General features: G+C 73.3%; 17 protein-coding genes. 7 read left to right on the top strand and 10 right to left on the bottom strand.

Features of this window, described 5'->3' with window-relative positions; all coding sequences use genetic code 11:
• Positions 1-20: 20 nt before the first annotated feature.
• Positions 21-248, bottom strand: coding sequence for a hypothetical protein (locus Q0817_RS13640; RefSeq protein ID WP_298589108.1), 228 nt, complete (start codon positions 246-248; stop codon positions 21-23).
• Positions 249-605: 357 nt separating this feature from the next.
• On the opposite strand from Q0817_RS13640, the gene Q0817_RS13635 reads away from it, so the two are divergent.
• Positions 606-1514, top strand: a complete 909-nt coding sequence (locus Q0817_RS13635) for a PIG-L deacetylase family protein (protein ID WP_298589106.1) — start codon at positions 606-608, stop codon at positions 1512-1514.
• Positions 1515-1773: 259 nt separating this feature from the next.
• On the opposite strand, the gene Q0817_RS13630 is transcribed toward Q0817_RS13635, so the two are convergent.
• The 6 genes from Q0817_RS13630 to Q0817_RS13605 form a co-directional block, all read right to left on the bottom strand.
• Positions 1774-3129: a glucose-6-phosphate dehydrogenase gene (locus tag Q0817_RS13630; protein ID WP_298589104.1), complete on the bottom strand. Its 1356-nt coding sequence runs from the start codon at positions 3127-3129 to the stop codon at positions 1774-1776.
• A 28-nt stretch (positions 3130-3157) separates the two neighbouring features.
• Positions 3158-4705, bottom strand: coding sequence for an AMP-binding protein (locus Q0817_RS13625; RefSeq protein WP_298589102.1), 1548 nt, complete (start codon positions 4703-4705; stop codon positions 3158-3160).
• A 64-nt stretch (positions 4706-4769) separates the two neighbouring features.
• Positions 4770-5222: a MaoC family dehydratase gene (locus Q0817_RS13620; protein WP_298589100.1), complete on the bottom strand. Its 453-nt coding sequence runs from the start codon at positions 5220-5222 to the stop codon at positions 4770-4772.
• Positions 5223-5256: 34 nt separating this feature from the next.
• On the bottom strand, positions 5257-6015 hold the full coding sequence (gene fabG / locus Q0817_RS13615) for a 3-oxoacyl-ACP reductase FabG (RefSeq protein ID WP_298589099.1): 759 nt from the start codon (positions 6013-6015) through the stop codon (positions 5257-5259).
• A gap of 173 nt (positions 6016-6188) precedes the next feature.
• Positions 6189-7403, bottom strand: coding sequence for an acetyl-CoA C-acetyltransferase (locus Q0817_RS13610; protein WP_298589098.1), 1215 nt, complete (start codon positions 7401-7403; stop codon positions 6189-6191).
• A 62-nt stretch (positions 7404-7465) separates the two neighbouring features.
• A complete protein-coding gene (locus Q0817_RS13605; RefSeq protein WP_298589097.1) occupies positions 7466-8680 on the bottom strand; it encodes an acyl-CoA dehydrogenase family protein in 1215 nt (404 codons plus the stop codon).
• A gap of 152 nt (positions 8681-8832) precedes the next feature.
• Here Q0817_RS13605 and Q0817_RS13600 point away from each other — a divergent pair, with 152 nt between their 5' ends.
• The 3 genes from Q0817_RS13600 to Q0817_RS13590 all read left to right on the top strand — a co-directional run bounded on the left by Q0817_RS13600 (position 8833) and on the right by Q0817_RS13590 (position 12989).
• The gene (locus Q0817_RS13600) at positions 8833-10104 is read left to right on the top strand and encodes a CdaR family transcriptional regulator (protein WP_298589096.1); all 1272 of its coding nucleotides are present in this window, start codon (positions 8833-8835) and stop codon (positions 10102-10104) included.
• On the top strand, positions 10101-12044 hold the full coding sequence (locus tag Q0817_RS13595; RefSeq protein WP_298589095.1) for a glycoside hydrolase family 15 protein: 1944 nt from the start codon (positions 10101-10103) through the stop codon (positions 12042-12044). Before Q0817_RS13600 ends, Q0817_RS13595 begins: the two co-directional genes overlap by 4 nt.
• A 66-nt stretch (positions 12045-12110) precedes the next feature.
• Entirely contained in the window at positions 12111-12989 is an 879-nt protein-coding gene (locus Q0817_RS13590) for a fructosamine kinase family protein (protein ID WP_298589094.1), read from the top strand.
• Here Q0817_RS13590 and Q0817_RS13585 read toward each other — a convergent pair.
• Positions 12944-13831 (bottom strand): tryptophan-rich sensory protein, encoded by an 888-nt coding sequence (locus Q0817_RS13585; RefSeq protein WP_298589089.1) that lies wholly within the window; start codon positions 13829-13831, stop codon positions 12944-12946. The two genes, Q0817_RS13590 and Q0817_RS13585, sit on opposite strands and share 46 nt — an antisense overlap.
• A gap of 191 nt (positions 13832-14022) precedes the next feature.
• Here Q0817_RS13585 and Q0817_RS13580 point away from each other — a divergent pair, with 191 nt between their 5' ends.
• Positions 14023-15306 (top strand): saccharopine dehydrogenase NADP-binding domain-containing protein, encoded by a 1284-nt coding sequence (locus Q0817_RS13580; RefSeq protein WP_298589086.1) that lies wholly within the window; start codon positions 14023-14025, stop codon positions 15304-15306.
• Positions 15307-15384: 78 nt separating this feature from the next.
• Here Q0817_RS13580 and Q0817_RS13575 read toward each other — a convergent pair whose 3' ends face one another.
• Together Q0817_RS13575 and Q0817_RS13570 are read right to left on the bottom strand one after the other, a co-directional pair.
• The gene (locus Q0817_RS13575; RefSeq protein WP_298589083.1) at positions 15385-16560 is read right to left on the bottom strand and encodes a zinc-dependent alcohol dehydrogenase; all 1176 of its coding nucleotides are present in this window, start codon (positions 16558-16560) and stop codon (positions 15385-15387) included.
• 73 nt (positions 16561-16633) lie between these two features.
• Positions 16634-17491: a hypothetical protein gene (locus tag Q0817_RS13570; RefSeq protein WP_298589080.1), complete on the bottom strand. Its 858-nt coding sequence runs from the start codon at positions 17489-17491 to the stop codon at positions 16634-16636.
• Between the two features lie 203 nt (positions 17492-17694).
• Between Q0817_RS13570 and Q0817_RS13565 the strand changes: the two genes are divergently transcribed.
• On the top strand, positions 17695-17895 hold the full coding sequence (locus Q0817_RS13565; RefSeq protein ID WP_298589077.1) for a hypothetical protein: 201 nt from the start codon (positions 17695-17697) through the stop codon (positions 17893-17895).
• Between the two features lie 3 nt (positions 17896-17898).
• The gene (locus Q0817_RS13560) at positions 17899-19479 is read left to right on the top strand and encodes an APC family permease (protein ID WP_298589074.1); all 1581 of its coding nucleotides are present in this window, start codon (positions 17899-17901) and stop codon (positions 19477-19479) included.
• Position 19480: the final 1 nt, after the last annotated feature.

Genomic DNA, 19480 nt, shown 5'->3' with positions numbered 1-19480 from the left:
GTGCTGAGGGTGCCCGGTGACTACTTCTTCTTGCCGCCGGTCGTCTCCTCGAGCTTCAGGGCGACGCCGAGGGCGAAGAAGGTCGGGGCCCACTCGCCCACGAACAGACCCCAGCGGTCGGCCTGGGCCTTGTCCTTGGACTTGCCGAGGTCGATCGCCCAGGAGGCGAAGGACAGGCCGATGGACACGAAGCCCGCCGTGTAGGCGTGCTCGCTGCGGATGCCGAAGTCCTGGAGCGTGCTGAGCATGGGACAACCTCTTTCGTTAGCTCGTTCGGATGTGGTGCTCGAAGCCCCAGTCTCACACGATCCACACGAACAGAAAAGCAGGCTGACTAAAAAATCAGGGGAGTTCGCCGACAGCGGCCCGGAGACCTCCTCCGTCCCCGCCGGGCAGGAGGGCGTGCCTGTGGGCGGATGTGGGGTCGCCCGAACGCCCATTAACAGATGCAAAAAGCTGTTTCCTCATGCAAACTGATCCATACCCGTTCCTTCGGTGGCCACCACCGCGGACGGGCGGACGTCGAACCGGTCGGGGGGCCGGTGGCGTCCGCGACCCGGAGCGAAGGAGCATCCGGGCCGGGCCGATCTTCTCTGGGGGGAAACATGCTGCCATCCGTCGTGGGTGCTCTGCTGAGCACCGTCGTCCTCGTCTACGTCCTGTCGAACGCCGCCTACACGCGACACAAGCGGTTCATCGCCGGCGCCAGGACGCTGCGCCGGGCCATCGTCATCGTCTACTCGGTGCTGCTGCTGCTCAACCTGTGGTGCGCCACCATCATGCCCGTGACCCTGGTCTGCGACGCGATCGCGGTGGCGACCCTGGTCGCCACCGGAACCTTCGGCTTCGTCATCGCCGAGCGGCGGATCCCCGCCACCACCGTGGTCGAGCGCCGGAGGGTGCTGGCCGTGGGGGCGCACCCGGACGACCTCGAGCTCGCCTGCGGGGCGACCCTGGCCAAGCTGGTGGACACCGGTCACGAGGTCCGCGGCCTGGTCATGAGCTCCGGCGAGGTCGGCGGCAACGCGGGGCTGCGTCCGGCCGAGGCCCAGCGCGGGGCCTCGTTCCTGGGGCTCTCGGGGCTGCGGGTGCACGACTTCCCGGACACGAAGCTCGAGACCGTCAGCAACGACATGGTCCGGGCCATCGAGGCCGCGATCCGGGAGTTCGAGCCGGACGTGATCTTCACCCACTCCGCCCACGACCAGCACCAGGACCACTACGCGGTGCACCAGGCCACCCTGCGCGCGGCGAGGGCCCACCACTCGATCCTGTGCTTCGAGTCCCCGTCGGTGACCCGCGACTTCGACCCGTCCGTGTTCGTGGACATCGACGGCTACGTGGACGTCAAGGTCGAGGCCGTGCTCTCGCACCGGGACCAGGCCGGCAAGCCGTACATGACCCCCGGGCGGGTCCGCGGGATGGCGGCCTTCCGCGGGGCGCAGGCGAAGAACACCAACGCGGAGGCCTTCGAGCCGGTCCGCCTGCTCGGCTCCGCGATCGGCGACCTCTGACCCCTGGGGGGCCGGGACGACCCCGCGGTCAGCCCGGCCCCCCGCCGGATCTCGGCGGGGGAGCCGGGCGGGATCTCGACGGGGATCCGGGCAGGGAGCTCCGGCGGGGGCCCGGGCGGAGCGCTCGGCAGGGGGGCGCGGGCGGGAGCTCGCCGGGGATCCGGGCGGAGCGCTCGGCGGGGGCCCGGGCGCGGAGCCCGACGGGGATCCCGACGACGGCGCGCTGCGGCGCCGGCCGCGCTCCGGCCGGCGCCACCCCTCAGACCGGGCCGGAGCTGCCGGCCGGGTACTCGAGCAGCGGGACCCGGCCGTCCTCGAAGGCGGCCAGCACCTCCTCGACGATGCGCCACCCCTGCTCCGCCGCGTCCCCGCGGACACTGAAGGTGTGGTCGCCCTCCAGGATGCCCCGCAGCACGCTGCCGTAGGCGGTCAGGCCCGGCCGGGCCATCCCGGACGAGAGCGTCACCCGCGTCATCCCGCGGGAGTCGAAGGGGCCGCCCACGTTCAGCTCCAGGCTCAGCTGCTCCTCCTCGAGGCCCATCCGCAGGACGTTCGGCGCGACGTCCCCGGAGCGGGGCAGCTGCTCGTAGTCGTGCGGCGGACGGCGGAACGTGACGGCGATCTCCTGGCGGGGGTTGCCCACCGCCTTGCCCGAGCGCAGCGTGACCGGCACGCCGTTCCAGCGCCACGTGTCGACCTCGAGGACCACCTGCGCGAACGTCTCCGTCCCGCGCTCCGGGTCCACCCCCTCCTCGGCCGTGTAGTCGGGCAGGGCACGGCCCTCCACGCTGCCGGCGGTGTAGCGGCCCCGGGTCGCGGCCCTCTCGACGTCGCCCTCCCAGAGCTTCGCGGCCCGCAGCACGTGGCTGGTGAGGGTGGGGATCTCCACCTGGTCGAACGAGGACGGCGGTTCCATCATGACCAGGGCCATGACCTGCAGCAGGTGGGACTGGACCATGTCCCGCAGCGCCCCCGTGGCGTCGTAGAACCCCGCGCGGCCCTCGAGGCCCAGGGTCTCGTCGAAGACGATCTCCACGGACTCGACGTGCTCCCGGCTCATGAGCGGCTCCAGCAGCCGGTTGGCGAAGCGCAGCCCCACGAAGTTGAGCACCGCCGGCATGCCCAGGAAGTGGTCCACCCGGAAGGTCCGCTCCTCCGGGACGAGCCGGCCCACGAGCCGGTTCAGCTCCCCGGCGGTCTCCGTGTCGGAGCCGATCGGCTTCTCGAGGGCCAGGACCAGGTCCTCCGGCAGCTCCAGCCCGGCCATGACCTCGCACGCCTTCGCGGTGACCGCAGGGGGCAGGGCGAAGTACAGGCACACGGGGCCCTCCACGGCGTCGAGCAGGCGCTCGAGGTCCCCGGCGTCGGTGACGTCGCCCGCCACGTAGCGGGCGCTCTCCCGCGTGTGCGCGGCGGCGGGTCCGGACGCGCCGACGGAGTCGAAGGCCTCCGCCACGACCTGTTCCCAGCCCTCCGCGGGCTCGCGCGAGGAGCCGACGACGTCGATCCGCAGCTCCGGTGCGGAGCTCAGGAGCGTGCCCAGGCCCGGTAGGAGCAGGCGGGACGTGAGGTCGCCGGTGGCGCCGAGGATGATCAGGGTCCTGATGCTCGTCATGTCAGCACGGTACCCCGGGACCGGGCGCTCAGACCTGCTGCGTGGTCCCGGCGGTGACGTCCCGCGCGATCTCCCGCTTGAGGATCTTGCCAGTGGCCGTCTTCGGCAGGTCCCCGACGACGTGCACCTCCCGTGGGTACTTGTAGGCGGCGAGGGAGCGCTTCGCGTGCTCGACGATCTCCTCGGAGGTCACGCTCGTGCCCGGCCGGGCGCTGATCACCGCCACGATCTCCTGACCGTGCCGGGGGTGGGGCCTGCCGACGACCGCGACCTCCGAGACGGCGGGGTGCGCGGCGATGACCTCCTCGACCTCGCGGGGGTAGACGTTGTACCCGCCGCGGATGATGAGCTCCTTCTTGCGGTCGACGACGAAGACGAAGCCGTCCTCGTCCATCCAGCCCATGTCCCCGGTCCGCAGCCAGCCATCACGCAGAGCGGCGGCCGTGGCCACCGGATCCCGGTAGTAGCCCTTCATGATCGTCGGACCGCGGTAGAGCAGCTCGCCCACGTGCTCCGGACCCCGCGGCAGCACCTCGTCGTCGGCGCCCACGACACGGCACTCGGTGCCCCACAGGGGTCTGCCGATCGACAGCGGCCTGCGCTCCTCCCGGGAGACGTTGACCGAGACGGAGCTCGTGGACTCCGACAGGCCGTAGCCCTCGAGCACCGTCGCGTTCGGGAACTCCGCCTCGAAACGGTGCAGCGTCTCGCCCGGCAGCGCGGCGCCGCCCGAGGTGACGCGCTCCACGCTGGACAGGTCCCGCCCGGCGGTGCCGGCCTCGAGCATGGCGATCAGCATGGTGGGCACGGCGGAGAAGCGCACCACCCGGTGCTGCTCGATGAGGTCCATGGCCGCGGCCGGGGCGAAGCGGGGGAGCAGGACCATGGGAACGCCGAAGCGCACCGCGATGTTGAGCACGCTCGTGAGCCCGTACACGTGGAAGAACGGCAGGATGGCCAGCGTCGTGTCGTCGGGGCCGATCCCCACGCGCTCGGTCGACGCGGTCGAGTTCATGTAGATCCCGAAGTGGGTGAGCTCGGCGCCCTTGGGGGTGCCGGTGGTCCCGCTCGTGTAGATGATCACCGCGGTGTCGTCCGCGTTCGTCGTCGCCGCCTCCACGGGGGCGCGGGGGGCGAGGAGCTCGGCGAAGTCGGCGGTGCCCTCGGGCCGCGACCTCGACCCGGTGTCGACCACGTACACCGCGACGTCGCCGGTCTCGCGGGCCGCCTCGAGGGCCTCAACCGCCACCAGGTCTGTGGTCACGAGCAGCCGGCAGTCCGAGTTCCTCAGCTGGAAGGCCATCTCCCGCGCGGTCAGCAGCGGGTTCATGGGCACCATGACGTAGCCGGCGCGGACGAGGCCGTAGTAGGCGAAGAGGAACTGCGGGACGTTCGGGAGCTGGACGCCGATCGTGGCGCCGGGTTCCAGGCCGAGGGCCCGGAGGTTCGCGGCCACGAGGTCCGCCGCGGCGTCGACCTCCCGGAAGGTCCAGCGCCGCTCCCCGAGCACCATGCAGGTCCTCCCGGGGGAGGTCGCGGCCGTCTCGCGCAGCATCACGGACAGGTTGAAGCTCATGGATCTCTCCTTCTCGGGCGCTCGCCGGCGGGGCGATCTCCCGGCGTTCTGGGGGCGGACCGGCTCAGCTGCGCAGCAACGAGACGATCTCGGCGACGCAGGCGGGCTTGTCGCTGTCCTCGACCTCGACCGTGACCCGGACGGTGGACTGCGCTCCCTGCGGGCCCCGTTCGAGCTCGATCAGCTCCGCGCCGGCCCGGACCCGGCAGCCGACCGGCACCGGGCGGGGGAAGCGGACCTTGTTGGAGCCGTAGTTGACGACCATCGACAGGCCCTCGACGCGGTAGACCTCCCGCAGCAGAGCGGGGAGCAGCGAGAGGGTGAGGAATCCGTGCGCGATGGGTCCCCCGAAGGGACCGGACCGCGCGCGCTCCGGGTCCGTGTGGATCCACTGGTGGTCGTCGGTGGCCTCGGCGAAGAGGTCCACCTGCTCCTGCGTGACCGTCCGCCACTCGCTGTGGCCGAGGTGCGCGCCCAGCGCCCCGGCGTAGTCGTCGATCCCGGTGAAGTTCTGCATCGTGGTGTCTCCTGCGGTCGGAAGGGAAGGGGGGTCAGGCGCGGGGGCCGCCGGCGACGTAGAGCACCTGGCCGGAGACGAACGACGCGTCCTCGCGCACGAAGAAGGACGCCGCCGCGGCGATGTCCTCCGGCGTGCCCGTCCGGGCGACGGGGATCTGCCGGGCGGCGTTCTCCACGAACTGTTCGTAGCCCACGCCCATGCGCTCGGCGGTCGCCCGCGTCATCGCGGTCTCGATGAGCCCCGGCGCGATGGCGTTGACCGTGACGCCGAACTTCCCGAGCTCGATCGCCAGGGTCTTCGTGAAGCCCTGGATCCCGGCCTTGGCGGCGGCGTAGTTGGCCTGGCCGCGGTTGCCCAGGGCCGAGGTGGAGGAGATGTTCACGATCCGGCCCCAGCCCTGCTCGGTCATGTGCGCCTGCACGGCGCGGGACATGAGGAAGTGGCCGCGCAGGTGCACGTTCATCACGGTGTCCCAGTCGTCGGCGCTCATCCGGAACAGCAGGTTGTCCCGCAGCACGCCGGCGTTGTTGACGAGGACGGTGGGCGGGCCCAGCTCGGCGGCCACGGAGTCGACGAGCTCGGTGACGGAGGTCTCGTCGGCGACGTCCGCGGCGTAGGCCCGGGCCGTTCCCCCGGCCGAGCGGATCGCGCCGACGACGTCGGAGCACGCGTCCGCGGAGAGGTCGACGGCCGCGACGGCCATCCCGTCGGCGGCGAGCCGCTGAGCGAGCGCGGCACCGATGCCGCGGGCCGCGCCGGTGACGACGGCGGTGCGCTGGTTCGTGGTCATGGTTCCTCCGGTGGGTCAGGTGGGTCAGGTGGGTCGAGGTGCGTCACGTGGGGCGAGGTGGTCGAGCGGGTGCGGTGCTGTCAGAGCGGGCCGGTGAGCCCGGACCTGCCGTCGAGCACGAGGGAGCGGCCCGTGATCCAGGAGGCGTCGGCCGCGGTGGCCTGCGGTGTCGTTCACGAGAGCCGTTCCACGATCATGGCCATGCCCTGACCGCCGCCCACGCACATCGTCTCCAGACCGATCTGCTTGTCGTGCTGTCGCAGGGAGTTCAGCAGCGTGGCCGTGATCCGGGCGCCGGTCATGCCCCACGGGTGGCCGAGCGCGATGGCCCCGCCGTTGACGTTGAGCCTGTCCTCCGGGACGCCGAGATCCTCGGCGGACGGCAGCACCTGGGCCGCGAAGGCCTCGTTGAGCTCGACGAGGTCCACGTCGCCGATGCTCATCCCGGCCCGGGCGAGCGCCTGCCGGGACGCCTCGACGGGGCCCATGCCCATGATCTCGGGCGAGAGCGCGGTCAGCCCGGTCGAGACGATGCGGGCGAGCGGGGTGAGCCCGAGCTCCTTCGCCCGGGTGTCGCTCATGACCACGAGCGCGGCGGCGCCGTCGTTCATGGGGCACGCGTTGCCGGCGGTGACCGTGCCGTCGGGGCGGAACACCGGGCTCAGCTGGGAGACCGCCTCGAGGGTGGTGCCGGCCCGGGGGCTGTCGTCCTGCGTCACGCGCGTGCCGTCCGGCAGCGTGAGGGGGGCGATCTCCCGGTCCCAGAACCCGGAGTCCCGGGCCTGCTCCGCGCGGTTCTGCGAGCGCACCGCGTAGGCGTCCTGCGCCTGCCGGGACACGCCGCGCAGCTGCGCCACGTTCTCCGCGGTCTGGCCCATGGCGATGTAGATGTCCGGGACCCCGCCGTCGGCGCGGGGGTCCTGCCAGGTCCCGGCTCCGCCCGCCGCCCGGCGGGCGGAGCGCTCCCAGGCCTCCCGGAAGTACGGGTTGCGCGTGTCCTCGTCCGAGCGGCCCCGGCCGAGGCGGCTCGTGGCCTCCACCCCGGCCGAGACGAACACGTCCCCCTCGCCGGCCCGGATGGCGTGCATCGCCATCCGGGTGGTCTGCAGGCTGGAGGAGCAGAAGCGGGTGATCGTGGTCCCCGGGACGTCGTCGAGGCCGGCGCGGACGGCCACGACGCGGCCGAGGTTCTGGCCGGACTCCGCCTCGGGGACCCCGCAGCCCAGGATCAGGTCGTCGATCTCCGAGGGGTCCAGCGCGGGGACCTCGGCCAGGGCCGCGCGGACCATCTGGGCCGCCATGTCGTCGGCGCGCATCTCGCGCAGGGAGCCCTTCCGGGCGCGGCCGATGGGGGAGCGGACGGCGGAGACGATGACAGCTTCGGGCATGGTGTTCCTTCCGGTGGTGGCGGGTGCGGGTGCGGGTGCGGGTGCGGTGCTGGTGCGGCTGATCAGGCGAAGGCCGAGACGCCGGTGATCGCCCGGCCGACGATGAGGGACTGCATGGAGTCGGTGCCCTCGTACGTGTAGACCACCTCCATGTCGGTGAGGTGGCGCGCGACCTCGTTCTCGAGCAGGAGCCCGTTGCCGCCCAGGATGTCGCGGGCGGTCGAGACCACCCAGCGGGCCTTCTTCGCCGCGGTGAGCTTGGCGAGGGAGGCCATGGGGCCCGTGAGGGCGCCCTCGTCCTGGAGCTCGACGAGCCGGAAGCAGATCAGCTTGATCGCAGTGGTCTCGGCGAGCATGTTCGCGAGGTTGTTCTGCACGAGCTGGTAGCTGCCGATCGTCCGCCCGAACTGCAGGCGCTCGCCCGCGTACCGGACGGCGATCTCGTAGGCGGCGACGGCGTGTCCGAGCGCCTCCCACGCCACGCCGCCGCGGGTGGCGTTGAGGACCTTGTTGACGTCCTTGAAGGAGTCGCAGTGCTGGAGACGGTTCGCCTCGGGGATGCGCAGGCCCTCGATGACGATGTCCGGCTGCAGGATCGCGCGCTTGCCGATCTTGCCGGTGATCACCGTGGGCCGGAACCCGGCGGGGAACTCCTCGTCCGGCTCGCGCTCCAGGACGAAGGCCTTCACCTGGCCGTCCTCGGCGTCCCGGGCGTAGACGACCACCACGTGGGCGTAGGAGGCGTTGCCGATCCACCGCTTCGCGCCGTCGAGCACCCAGGTGTCCCCCTCGCGGCGGGCGGTCGTCTCGAGGGCCACGGAGTCGGAGCCGTGGTTCGGCTCGGTGAGCGCGAACGCCCCGATCCGCTCGAACCGGGCCATGGCCGGCAGCCACCGCTGCTTCTGCTCCTCGGAGCCCATGGCGTTGATCGAGCCCATGGCCAGGCCGGAGTGCACCCCGAAGAAGGTGTTGATCGAGCCGTCGCCGCGGGCCAGTTCCAGCGAGACCTGGGCGCCGGCCATCCGGCTCATCCCCGGGCAGCCGTGGCCCTGGATGACCGTGCCGGCCACACCGAGCTCCGCGAGCTTCGGGACCAGCTCGAAAGGGAACTCCGCCCGCTCCCAGTAGTCGTTGATGACGGGCCGGACCTCCTCGTCGACGAAGGCGCGGACCTTGTCGCGGATCGCGACCTCCTCCGCGGTGAGGCGGGCGTCGAGCCGGTAGATGTCGTGATCCTCCAGCACGGAGGACCGGGGGGCGGTGGCGGTCTGGGTCATGGGGTGCTCCTGGGATCGGGCGGGCATCATCGCTCAGAGCCCCATCCTGTGCCTCGGATCACAGCGGGTACATGGGCACGGCGCACAAGAATCGTTGTGCAACGGGCGCCGTGCCGTGGTCCGGACTGTGCACTGCGTGCGATCGTAGAGCGATGGAGCACAGCGAGGCACACGGTCCGGCGCAGCGGGGCGGGCAGGACCGGCTGCGCCGCGCCTGGACGGGGATGCTGGAGGACGTCGACCGGATCGCCGACGGGATCACCGCCGTGCTGCTCGCCAAGAGCCCGGCCGGTGGCGGCTGGTCCACCCCGGAGCTGCAGGCGCTGCTGCGCCGGAGCACCCGGGAGCACGTCGGCCGAGGTCTGCGCACCCTCGCCGGACGCGCGGACGATGACGGAGGCGTGGCCCGTGCGGTCGACGTCTGGCGTGCCACGGGAATCGAGCGGGCCCGTCAGGGCGTCCCGCTGGAGGCGGTGCTGTCCGCCTACACCACCGGCAACCTGCTGCTCTGGGAAGCGATGACCGACCGGGTGCGCGACGGCCGGGCGGAGATCACCGCCGAGGAGCTCGTCGCCGCCGGCCACCGGCTGTGGCACGACCTCGGCGTGCAGAGCGAGGTCATGAGCGAGGCCTACCGGCGCGAGACCTCGCGGCGGGAGCTTCGGGACCTGCGCCGGCAGGAGAACTACCTGGCGGGGCTGCTCGAGGGCCGGGCCGCCGATCCGGAGTTCGCCGGACAGGCCGAGCAGATCCTCGGGATCCGCGCCGACGCCTCGGTCGCCTGCGTCGTCGCTGTGATGGAGGACCCGCACAGCGAGCCTCTGCACCACCCGGAGGACCGGGTCGAGCGGATGGGCGGGACCTCCCGGTGGGGCGTGCGGGACGGCGCGCTCTACGGAGTGGTCGCCATGCAGGGCGCCGACGAGGCGTGGTTGAGCGACCTGCTGCGCCCTGCCGTCGAGGGCCGGGTGGGTGTCGCCCTGGCCAGGCAGGGCATGGCGGACACCGCGACCGCCTTCCGACTGGCCGCCCGGGCCGCCGCCACCCTGCCGGCCGGGACGCGGCAGCTCGTGTGGGCCTCGGCCCGCCTGCCGGAGCTGCTGCTCGAGACCGGCCCGGAGGTGGGCTCGATGATCGTCGAGCACGTCCTGTCCCCCGTCCTCGCCCTGCCGGCCCACCAGCGCACCACGCTGCTGGACACGCTGCGGGCGCTGCTGCGGCACAGCGGTTCGGCGACGTCAGCGGCCGAGGAGCTGTTCTGCCACCGCAACACCGTGATCTACCGCAGTCGCCGGCTCGTGGAACTGACCGGGTGCAGTCCGCAGGAACCGCGCGGCCGGCTGCTGCTCGAACTCGCCGTCCTCGCCCACGATCTGGCCGTGTCCGCGGGCCGGACGGCACCGGCTGGTTCAATGGGGGGATGAGCGACGACGCGATCCGGCCCCCGTCCACCCCCCTGGAGGACTACGCGCTGCTGTCCGACCTGCACACCGGGCCTCTCGTGTCCCGGGACGGCAGCGTCGACTGGCTGTGCTTCCCCCGCTTCGACTCGCCGTCCGTCTTCGCGGCCCTGCTGGGCGCGCCGGAGGACGGGCGCTGGAAGCTCTCCGCCGTCGACGGCGAGGTCACCTCGCGCCGCTACCTCCCCCGCACCTTCGTGCTCGAGACGACGTGGCGCACCCCCACCGGGACCGTCGTGGTGACCGACTTCCTGCCCCCGGTGGCGGCCCGGGACGACCACCCGGACCACGCCGACCTCGTCCGGCGGGTCGAGTGCGTCTCGGGGACGGTCGAGGTGGAGCACGACCTGCGGATCCGCTTCGACTACGGGCGCGCCCTGCCCTGGACACGGCGGGTCGACGTCGACGGCGACGGCACGTGCGGGCAGCTCTCCATCGCGGGTCCGGACGCCCTGCTCCTGACGGGGCCGATCCTGCACCCCGAGGACTTCCCGCGCGTCGACCCGCTCGAGGACGCCGGCCCGGAGGAGCCGGGGCGCTCCGATGAGGAGGAGGGCGCTGTCGCCGACCGGCTCGGCGGACGCTTCGCGCTCTCGGCGGGGGAGTCCCTCGACTGGGTGCTGACCTGGTACGAGTCCCACCACGACCTGCCCACCCCCGTGGACCCCGCCGTCGCCCTCGACCGGGCGGTGTCCTTCTGGACCGAGTGGTCCTCCCACGTGAGCACCCACAAGCGCCACGAGCAGGCGGTCCTGCGCTCGCTGCTCGTGCTCAGGGCCCTCACCCACCGCGGCACCGGAGGGATCGTCGCGGCCCCCACCACCTCGCTGCCCGAAGAGTTCGGGGGCAGTCGCAACTGGGACTACCGCTACACCTGGCTCCGGGACGCCGCCCTGACCATCGAGGTGCTCGTCGCCCACGACTTCACCGACGGCGCCCTGCACTGGCGCAACTGGCTGCTGCGGGCCGTGGCCGGGGACCCCGGCCAGATCCAGATCATGTACGGCCTGGCGGGGGAGCGCCGGCTGCCCGAGAGCGAGCTGGGCCACCTCGGCGGGTACGAGGACTCGACCCCCGTGCGGATCGGCAACGGCGCCGTGGGCCAGTACCAGGCGGACGTCGTCGGGGAGGTCATGCTCGCGCTCGCCGCCCTCCGGGACGCCGGCGTGGCGGAGGACCGGTGGTCGTGGGGACTGCAGAAGAACCTGCTGCTCTTCTGCGAGCGCAACTTCGACCGGGCCGGCCACGGGATCTGGGAGATGCGCGGGCCCTCGGCGTTCTTCGTGCACGGGCGCGCCATGATGTGGGCGGCCTTCGACCAGGGCGTGCGCGCCGTCGAGGAGCACGGGCTCTCCGGTCCGGTGCAGCGGTGGCGGGACCTGCGGGACCGGCTGTGCGCCGAGATCATGGAGCACGGCTTCGACGCGGAGCTGAACACGTTCACGCAGACGTACGAGAACTCCGAGGTGGACGCCTCGCTGCTGCAGCTGCCGCACACGGGCTTCGTTGCCTACGACGACCCGCGGATGCTCGGCACCGTGGCCCGGATCGAGCGGGACCTGCGGGGCGCGCACGGGCTGGTGCACCGCTACCGGACCGCCTCCGGCCTGGACGGTCTCGAGGGGGACGAGTACCCGTTCCTCATCTGCACGTTCTGGCTCGTGGAGCAGTACGCCCGCAGCGGCCGGATGGACGACGCCGGTGAGCTCCTGGAGCAGCTCGTCGGCTACGCCAACGACCTCGGCCTCTACGCGGAGGAGTACGATCCCGCCGGCGGGCGGCTCGCCGGGAACTTTCCGCAGGCGTTCAGCCACCTCGGGTTCATCCGCGCCGTCGACGCCGTGGTGCGGGGGCGCGCGCGGGCCGACGTCGAGGCCGGCGCCCGAGCCCGTGCCGAGGAGTAGCGCGGAGCAGCACGGAGCAGCAGAGCGGAACAGCAGAGCGGAGCAGCGAGAAGGAGAAGGGACGGCATGAGCACCTCCGACCGGGCGGCCGACCTGCCGCAGGACCTCACCGACGGCCTCGGCGTGGAACGGGCCACCCCTCTCGGTGGCGGCGACACCGCGTCGGCCTTCCTGGAGACCGCGCAGGGATCCCTGTTCGTGAAGACGATGGCGGACCCGCCCGCCGGGATGATGGCGGCGGAGGTCGCCGGCCTGCACGCCCTGCGGGAGCACGCCCCGCAGTTCCTCGGGGTGCCGGAGGTCCTGCGGTGGACGGAGGACGGCATCGTCCTGGAGTGGATCGAGGAGGCCCCGGGCCGGCGTCCGCCGGGGACCGAGGAGGAGTGCGGGCGCGGGCTCGCGGCGCTGCACCGTGCGCAGGGCGGGGCCTTCGGGGGGCTGGACCCCGAGCTGCCCGGGAGGATCGGGTCCTTCGCGGTGGACCTGTCCCCGACCCAGGACTGGGCGGCGTTCCTGCTCGACCGGCGGATCCGTCCGCTCCTGCGGGACGCGGTCGAGTCCGGCCGGATCGACCCCCGCGCCGCTGACCTGCTCGAGGAGCTCGCCCCGCGGGCCCAGGAGCTCGCCGGGCCGCCGGAGCCGCCCACCCTCGTGCACGGCGACCTGTGGGCCGGGAACCGGCTCGTGGACGCCGCCGGGCGGAACTGGCTGATCGACCCGTCGGCGTACTGGGGACACCGCGAGGTCGACATCGCGATGATGCTGCTCTTCGGCGGCTTCGGCGAGGAGTGCCTGGCCGCCTACGACGCCGAGCACCCGCTCGCGCCCGGCTGGCAGGACCGCGTGCCGTGGTACCAGCTGCCGCCGCTGCTCGTGCACGCCGTCCGATTCGGCGGCGGCTACGGGGACGCGGCCGTGCGGGCGCTCCGGCGGCTGCGCGGCTGATCGGCCGCGGGCAGATCGGCGCCGGCGCGCCGGCGGAAGGACGCCGTGGCCAGCACCACCAGGATGGCCGCCGCGGCCGCGCCCCAGGCCAGGAGCATGGACCGCGGCTCGTCCGTGGCCCGGCCGACCGCGATCCAGGACAGCCCCCACGCGGAGGCGGCCGCCACGGCCCAGCGGCCGCCGACCCGCCGCTGGACGGCCGCGACGACCGCGGCGAGCACGAGCACGACGACGACGCCGATCCACTCGGCGCCCCGTCCCTCCTGCGGCACGCCCGACGCCACGAGGGCGGCCGCCACGTTGGCCGCCGTCGCCACGGACACCCAGCCCAGGTACAGCCCGAAGGTGCCGTCCACCACGACGAGGTCCAGCGGGCCGCGCCGGCCCGGAACGCGCGTCAGGCGGTCCACCAGCAGACCCAGGACCAGGACCAGGGCGACGATGACCCCGACGCTGGCCCAGATCCAGCCCTGCTGCGTGACCAGCAGCCAGCCGGCGTTGAGGAGCATGGACGCCGCCGCGAGCCAGCCCGTGGCCCGGGCCCGGGGGTCGGTGGTCCGCGACGGCAGCCACTGCCAGACGGTGTAGGCGAACAGCCCCAGGTAGATCACCGACCAGATCGAGAACGCCGTGCCGGCCGGTGCGAGCAGCGTGGCGTCCGCGGAGAGGCTGCCGCCGGAGGACTCCTCGACCCGGGTGCCGAAGATGCCGATCCCCACGAGGGTGCCCAGGAGGCACGCGATCTCGCTGACGGTGACCACGACCTGACGGACGCGGTCCGCGGTGGTGGGCCGGGGATCGGTGCGGCGGGCGCCGGCGGGGGAGGAAGGAGAGGCGGTCACGGCGGGGCCTTTCTCGAGTGCCACGGGACGAAGGGCTCGGGGCGAGGAGGTCGGTCGAGGAGCCCGGGTCGCGGACGCGGGTCCTCGACCACCACGGTAGGCCCCGGACCTGACCGCCACCAGGGGCGGTGCGGTGTCCAGGGCGTCCCCGGTCCCGGCCGGCGGACCGACCGGTCCCCTAGAGTGGCCGGATGGAACCCCATCGGAACTCCCGGCCCGTCGTGGGCCTCCTGGGCGCCACCGGCATCACCGGGCGCGTGGCGCTGGCCCATCTCCTGGCGCGGGCGCCCGAGGCGGGAGCGGACGTCGTCGTCGGCGCCCGGGACCCCGAGCGCGTGCGCGCCCTGTGCGCCGAACGGGACCTCCCCGTCCCCGAGGTCGTGCACGCCGACATCGCGGACCCCGAGTCCCTGCGCGCGTTCGTCCGCCGGGTCGACGTGCTCGTCGACCTCGCCGGGCCCTACACGCGGCTGGCGCCCCCGGTGCTCGCCGCGTGCCTCGCGGAGGGCACCCACTACGTCGACGTGACGGGCGAGGCCCAGCTGGTCCACCGGACGGACCGGGACCTGCACGAGACGGCGCGGGCCGCCGGGGTCGCCCTGGTGCACACGGCGGGCTTCGAGGCCCTGCCCGCCGACGTCCTCGTCGACGCCGCCCGCCGGCACGCCGCCGCCCGGGGCGAGACCCTGCGCACCGCGGACCTCGTGACCTCCGTGCGCACCCCGCCGGGAGCCGGCTTCTCGGAGTCGGTCTCGGGCGGGACCGTGCAGAGCCTCGTCGAGGTGCTGCGGGACCCCGATCCCGCGCGCACCGGGGACGTCGCCGCCCGGCTGCCGGACCCCGCGCCGGGCAGCGGGACCGCCGCGGATCCCGACGCCGTCCGCGCCTTCAGCCCGCTGCGCCTGCGCGCCCGGACCGCCGAGGGCCGGGTGCTCGCGCCCATGAGCCCGCTCGCGGCGATCAACCCCCCGGTGGTGCACCGCACCCAGGCCCTCAGCCCCGTTCCGGGGGCCGCCGCCCACCCCGTGGCCTTCCGCGAGGCCATGGCCGTGGGCCGCTCGGGCGGGCTCCGAGGAGCCGGGCGCTTCGTCGCGGCGGAGGCGGTGGCCGTCTTCCAGGCGCTCGCCGGGCTCGCCGCCGGTCTGCCGCACCCGGTGCGCGCGCGGCTCGCCGGCGTCCTGGCGCGGGTCCTGCCGCAGGTCGGGACGGGGCCGGTGGGCGACGTGCGCACCGGCTGGTCGTGGACGACCCGCGGCGCGTTCACCACCCACGAGGGGAGCAGCTTCCCCGCCGTGCTGGAGGCGCAGGGCAACCCCGGCTACGGCACCACCCCGTGGCTGATCACGGAGCTCGCCCTGCGCATGGCGGTGCACGGCGTCCCGGACGCCGCCCTCGGCTCGTCCACGCCCGCCCTGGCCCTGGACGGCGATCTCGACGCCCTGCGCCCGGCGCGGGTGCACATCACGGTCGGCTGAGCGCGGTCGGCCGAGCGCGCGCCGGCCCCCGTCCCTCTCGAGGGGCGGGGGCCGGCGGCACGTCCGCGGTGGGCGGGGCTACGGCTTGAGCACCACCTTGATGCAGCCGTCCTCCTTCTTCTGGAACTTCTCGTACATCTCCGGCGCCTGCGCCAGCGGCACCTGGTGGGTCGCCAGGTCGAGGACGCCCAGCGGGTCCGACGGGTCGTCCACGAGCGGGAGCAGGTCATCGATCCAGCGCTTCACGTTGCACTGGCCCATGCGCATCTGGAGCTGCTTGTCGAACATCGTCAGCAGCGGCAGCGGGCTCTTGGTGCCGCCGTACACGCCGCTGAGCGAGATCGTGCCGCCGCGCCGGACGGCGTCGATGGCGGTGTGAACGGCGTCGAGCTTGTCCACCCCGGCCGTCTCCATCGCCTTGCGGCCCAGCGGGGACGGCAGCAGCCCCACCGCCGCGTGGGCCAGCCCGGCCACGGGGGAGCCGTGCGCCTCCATCCCGACCGCGTCCACCACGGAGTCCGGGCCGCGGCCGTCCGTGAGGTCCTTCAGCCGCTCCGCCACCTCGCCCGAGGAGTCCAGCGTCTCGATGCCGTGGCGCTCGGCCATGGCCCGGCGCTCGGCGACCGGGTCCACCGCGAACACGCGGTAGCCCAGGTGCCGGCCGATCCGGGCGGACATCTGGCCGATCGGTCCCAGGCCCAGCACGGCCAGGGAGCCGCCCTCCGGGGGCGCGGCGTACTTCACGGCCTGCCACGCGGTGGGCACCACGTCGGAGAGGTACAGGTACCGCTCGTCCTCACCGGTCTCGGGGACCTTGATGGGTCCGTAGTCGGCGTGCGGCACCCGCAGGTACTCCGCCTGCCCGCCCGGCACTGAACCGTACATGCGGGAGTAGCCGTAGATGGCGCACCCGCTGTTGTACTCCCGGACCTGGGTGGTCTCGCACTGCGACTGCAGCCCCTGATTGCACATGAAGCAGCGCCCGCAGGAGATGTTGAACGGGATCACCACACGGTCCCCGGCCTTGATGTTCGTGACGGTCGAGCCGACCTCCTCCACGATGCCCATCGGTTCGTGGCCGACGACGTCGCCCTTGTCCATGAACGGGCCCAGCACCTCGTACAGGTGCAGGTCCGACCCGCAGATCCCGCTCGAGGTGATCCGGACGATCGCGTCCGTGGGCTCCTGGATCTGCGGATCCGGGACCTCCTCGACGCTCACCGAGCGCTTTCCCTGCCATGTCAGAGCCTTCATCGATCCTCCATTCCCAGCGCTGTCCGCTCCGGACCGGATGGACAGCCTGCTGATCTGTTCGGTCGGGCCCAGCCTACTCGGCGTTCTCGCGGCCCGCATAGTGCCCGGTCCCTGAGCCGGACCGGGAACCGGTCCCGGATCCGGAGTCGGCTTCGGACCTCGACCCGCACCCGGCCCCGGACTCGGATTCGGACCCGGCCCCGGACTCGGATTCAGACCCGGAGTCGGTCCCGGCGCCGGCCGCGGCCTCGCCCCGGAGGAAGTACGCCCCGACCGAGCCGGCCAGGGTGGCGAAGACCGCCACCGAGTAGAGCGCCAGCACCACCTCCAGCACCCGGGGGAAGCCGCCCTGCGCCCCGAGCTCCCGGCCCGTGACGGTGGACATCGCCGCGTCGGAGAGCGCCGGGCCGTACTCCGCGTAGTGGCCGAGGACGTACAGCAGCTGGCTCGAGACCAGCACGACGACGCCGGTGACCGCCGCGAGCCAGCCGATCCGGCTGGACAGCAGCTTCCCCGCCGAGCGCGAGCCGCGCACCCCGGCCGAGAGCACGCTCCCCGCCCGCGTCAGCCGGGTGAGCCGGAGCAGCCGGGCGGCCTGCAGGGCGCGGACGAAGCGCAGGAAGGGCAGCAGCAGGAACAGCACCTGCCACCAGTTGCGCTTCCAGAACCGGGCGGAGAACCGGGCGACGTACGCCCGGAGCAGGAACTCGCCGACGAACACGGCCCAGAAGAGCCAGCCGACCACGTTGAGGAGAGCTGCGAGCCCGGGGTCCTCGGCCAGCAGCTGGCCCAGCACCACGAACAGGAACAGGACGCCCAGCACGCCCATCGGCCGGTCGAGCCGGCGCGCGAGCCCCTCCGCCAGTCCGAGCTGCTCCGCCTCGTCGACCGGCCGCCGGTCCGCGTGCCGGGCGTCGTCGTTGCGCTCCACTGCTGTCCTCTCCGTCGCACCGGCCTTCTCCTGGGCCCACGGTAGGCCACGGCGCCCGGGGCGCGGCCCCTTGACCGCCCGCGCACGCCCGTTGACGGCGCGTGCAGTGAACCGGCCGAGCCCCTGCGGAGGGGTGTGTCCGGGCTCACACTGATCGTGTTCCCACCCGGGGTCGCATCCGTTCCCGCCGAAGGAGTACCACCGTGCAGCAGACCGCTCTCACCACCTCGCCCTCCGAGCTCGGGGGTGTCCACCCGCCCGACACGCTCACCGCCGCCGGCCGGTGCTGCGACACCGAGGTCGGCCGCTCCGCACCGGCGCCCGCCACGGGGGGCGCCCACGCCGGCCCGGACCGCGATCACGGCGGCGTCCGTCCCGCCCACGACTGCACCTGCGAGGGCTGAACCGTGAGCACCGAAGCCAACCGCCGCAGCCGGCCCGCCGAGCACGGCCACCTCACCGAGAGCACGGGCCTGGAGCGCCGGACGCTGACCGTCCCCTCGCTGGTCTTCCTCATCATCGCGGCCTCCGCGCCGCTCACGGTCCTCGCCGGCGGCGTGCCGTCCACGTTCGCCGTGACGGGCCTGCTGGGAGTGCCCCTGGGCTTCCTCGTCCTCGGGGTGATCCTCGCCCTGTTCGCCGTGGGCTACGGGGCGATGTCCTCGCGGATCACCAACGCCGGCGCCTTCTACGCCTACGTGGCCGACGGGCTCGGCGCCCGGCAGGGCATCGGGGCCTCCTGGCTCGCCCTCATCAGCTACAACGCGATGCAGATCGGGCTCTACGGGATCTTCGGCTTCGTCCTGTCCTCCTTCCTGGAGGCGCGCCTGGGCCTCGCGGTGCCGTGGTGGGCGGCGGCCTTCGCCGGGCTCGTCCTCGTGGGACTGCTGGGCGTCAGCCGGGTCGACCTCTCCGCGAAGGTCATCGCGGTCCTGGTCACCCTGGAGTTCCTCGTGGTGATCGTGGTCGACGTGGTCTCCCTGGGCGTGGCCCCCGAGGGCCTCAGCACCCAGCCCCTGATGCCCTCCGAGTTCTTCACCTACGGGATCGGCGCCGTGCTGTCCTTCGGCATCGCCGCGTTCATGGGCTTCGAGTCCGCCGCGATCTACAGCGAGGAGGCCAAGGACCCGGCGCGTGCCGTCCCCCGGGCCACGTTCACGGCGGTGGCGATCATCTCGGTGTTCTACGCCGTCTCCGCGTGGGCCCTGGCCGTGGGGGTCGGCCCGAGCGGGATCGTGGCCGCCTCCCAGGAGTTCGGGCCGGACCTCGTGTTCGTGTTCCTGGGCGAGCACGGCGGGGTGCTGCTGGCGGACATCGCCCAGGTCCTGTTCATCACCAGCCTGCTCGCCGCGCTCATCGCCTTCCACAACGCGGTGGCCCGGTACTTCTTCTCGCTGGGCCGCGAGAGCGTGCTCCCGCGGTGGCTGGGTGCCGTCGGGCGGCGCAACCATGCCCCGGTGGCGGGCTCGCTCACGCAGAGCGCGCTCGCCGTGGTGCTCGTGACGGTCTTCGCGATCGCCGGACAGGGCTCCGAGCTCGGTCCGCTCTTCCCGGTGCTGACCCTGTTCACCTGGCTGGTCAACGCGGGCGCCTTCGGGCTGATCTTCCTGCTGGCCATCACCTCCCTGGCGGTCATCGGGCACTTCCGGCGGGATCCGGACGGGCAGTCCGCCTGGGTGCGCTGGATCGCCCCCGGGCTGTCCGCGGTGGGACTGGGCGCGGTCTTCCTGCTGGTCCTGGTGAACTTCGACGTCCTCATCGGGGCCGAGGGGCCCAGCCTCCTGGCCGTCGTCATGCCGGCGATCATCCTGGCGGCAGGGCTCGCCGGGCTGCTCTGGGGCGAGCTCCTCCGCCGCCGCCGGCCCGAGGTGTTCGCCGGGGTCGGCTCGGGCCGCGCCGTGGCGGGCGGTGGGTCCGTGGCGGCGCCGGACGCCGCGGAGGCGCCCGAGGCGCCCGAGGCCGCCGGCGTGGCCGGGGACGTGCGGTGAC

It is taken from the genome of uncultured Kocuria sp. (assembly GCF_947500125.1).
In the GTDB taxonomy this organism is placed as follows: Bacteria; Actinomycetota; Actinomycetes; order Actinomycetales; family Micrococcaceae; genus Kocuria.
The sequence above is the reverse complement of the archived record's forward strand: the minus strand, read 5'-3'. Positions and strand labels throughout refer to the sequence as shown.

Excerpts from the sequence above, each read along its gene's own strand:
- Q0817_RS13640 (WP_298589108.1), bottom strand. The coding sequence starts at position 248 with ATGCTCAGCACGCTCCAGGACTTCGGCATCCGCAGCGAGCACGCCTAC.
- Q0817_RS13635 (WP_298589106.1), top strand. The coding sequence starts at position 606 with ATGCTGCCATCCGTCGTGGGTGCTCTGCTGAGCACCGTCGTCCTCGTC.
- Q0817_RS13630 (WP_298589104.1), bottom strand. The coding sequence starts at position 3,129 with ATGACGAGCATCAGGACCCTGATCATCCTCGGCGCCACCGGCGACCTC.
- Q0817_RS13625 (WP_298589102.1), bottom strand. The coding sequence starts at position 4,705 with ATGAGCTTCAACCTGTCCGTGATGCTGCGCGAGACGGCCGCGACCTCC.
- Q0817_RS13620 (WP_298589100.1), bottom strand. The coding sequence starts at position 5,222 with ATGCAGAACTTCACCGGGATCGACGACTACGCCGGGGCGCTGGGCGCG.
- fabG (WP_298589099.1), bottom strand. The coding sequence starts at position 6,015 with ATGACCACGAACCAGCGCACCGCCGTCGTCACCGGCGCGGCCCGCGGC.
- Q0817_RS13610 (WP_298589098.1), bottom strand. The coding sequence starts at position 7,403 with ATGCCCGAAGCTGTCATCGTCTCCGCCGTCCGCTCCCCCATCGGCCGC.
- Q0817_RS13605 (WP_298589097.1), bottom strand. The coding sequence starts at position 8,680 with ATGACCCAGACCGCCACCGCCCCCCGGTCCTCCGTGCTGGAGGATCAC.
- Q0817_RS13600 (WP_298589096.1), top strand. The coding sequence starts at position 8,833 with ATGGAGCACAGCGAGGCACACGGTCCGGCGCAGCGGGGCGGGCAGGAC.
- Q0817_RS13595 (WP_298589095.1), top strand. The coding sequence starts at position 10,101 with ATGAGCGACGACGCGATCCGGCCCCCGTCCACCCCCCTGGAGGACTAC.
- Q0817_RS13590 (WP_298589094.1), top strand. The coding sequence starts at position 12,111 with ATGAGCACCTCCGACCGGGCGGCCGACCTGCCGCAGGACCTCACCGAC.
- Q0817_RS13580 (WP_298589086.1), top strand. The coding sequence starts at position 14,023 with ATGGAACCCCATCGGAACTCCCGGCCCGTCGTGGGCCTCCTGGGCGCC.
- Q0817_RS13575 (WP_298589083.1), bottom strand. The coding sequence starts at position 16,560 with ATGAAGGCTCTGACATGGCAGGGAAAGCGCTCGGTGAGCGTCGAGGAG.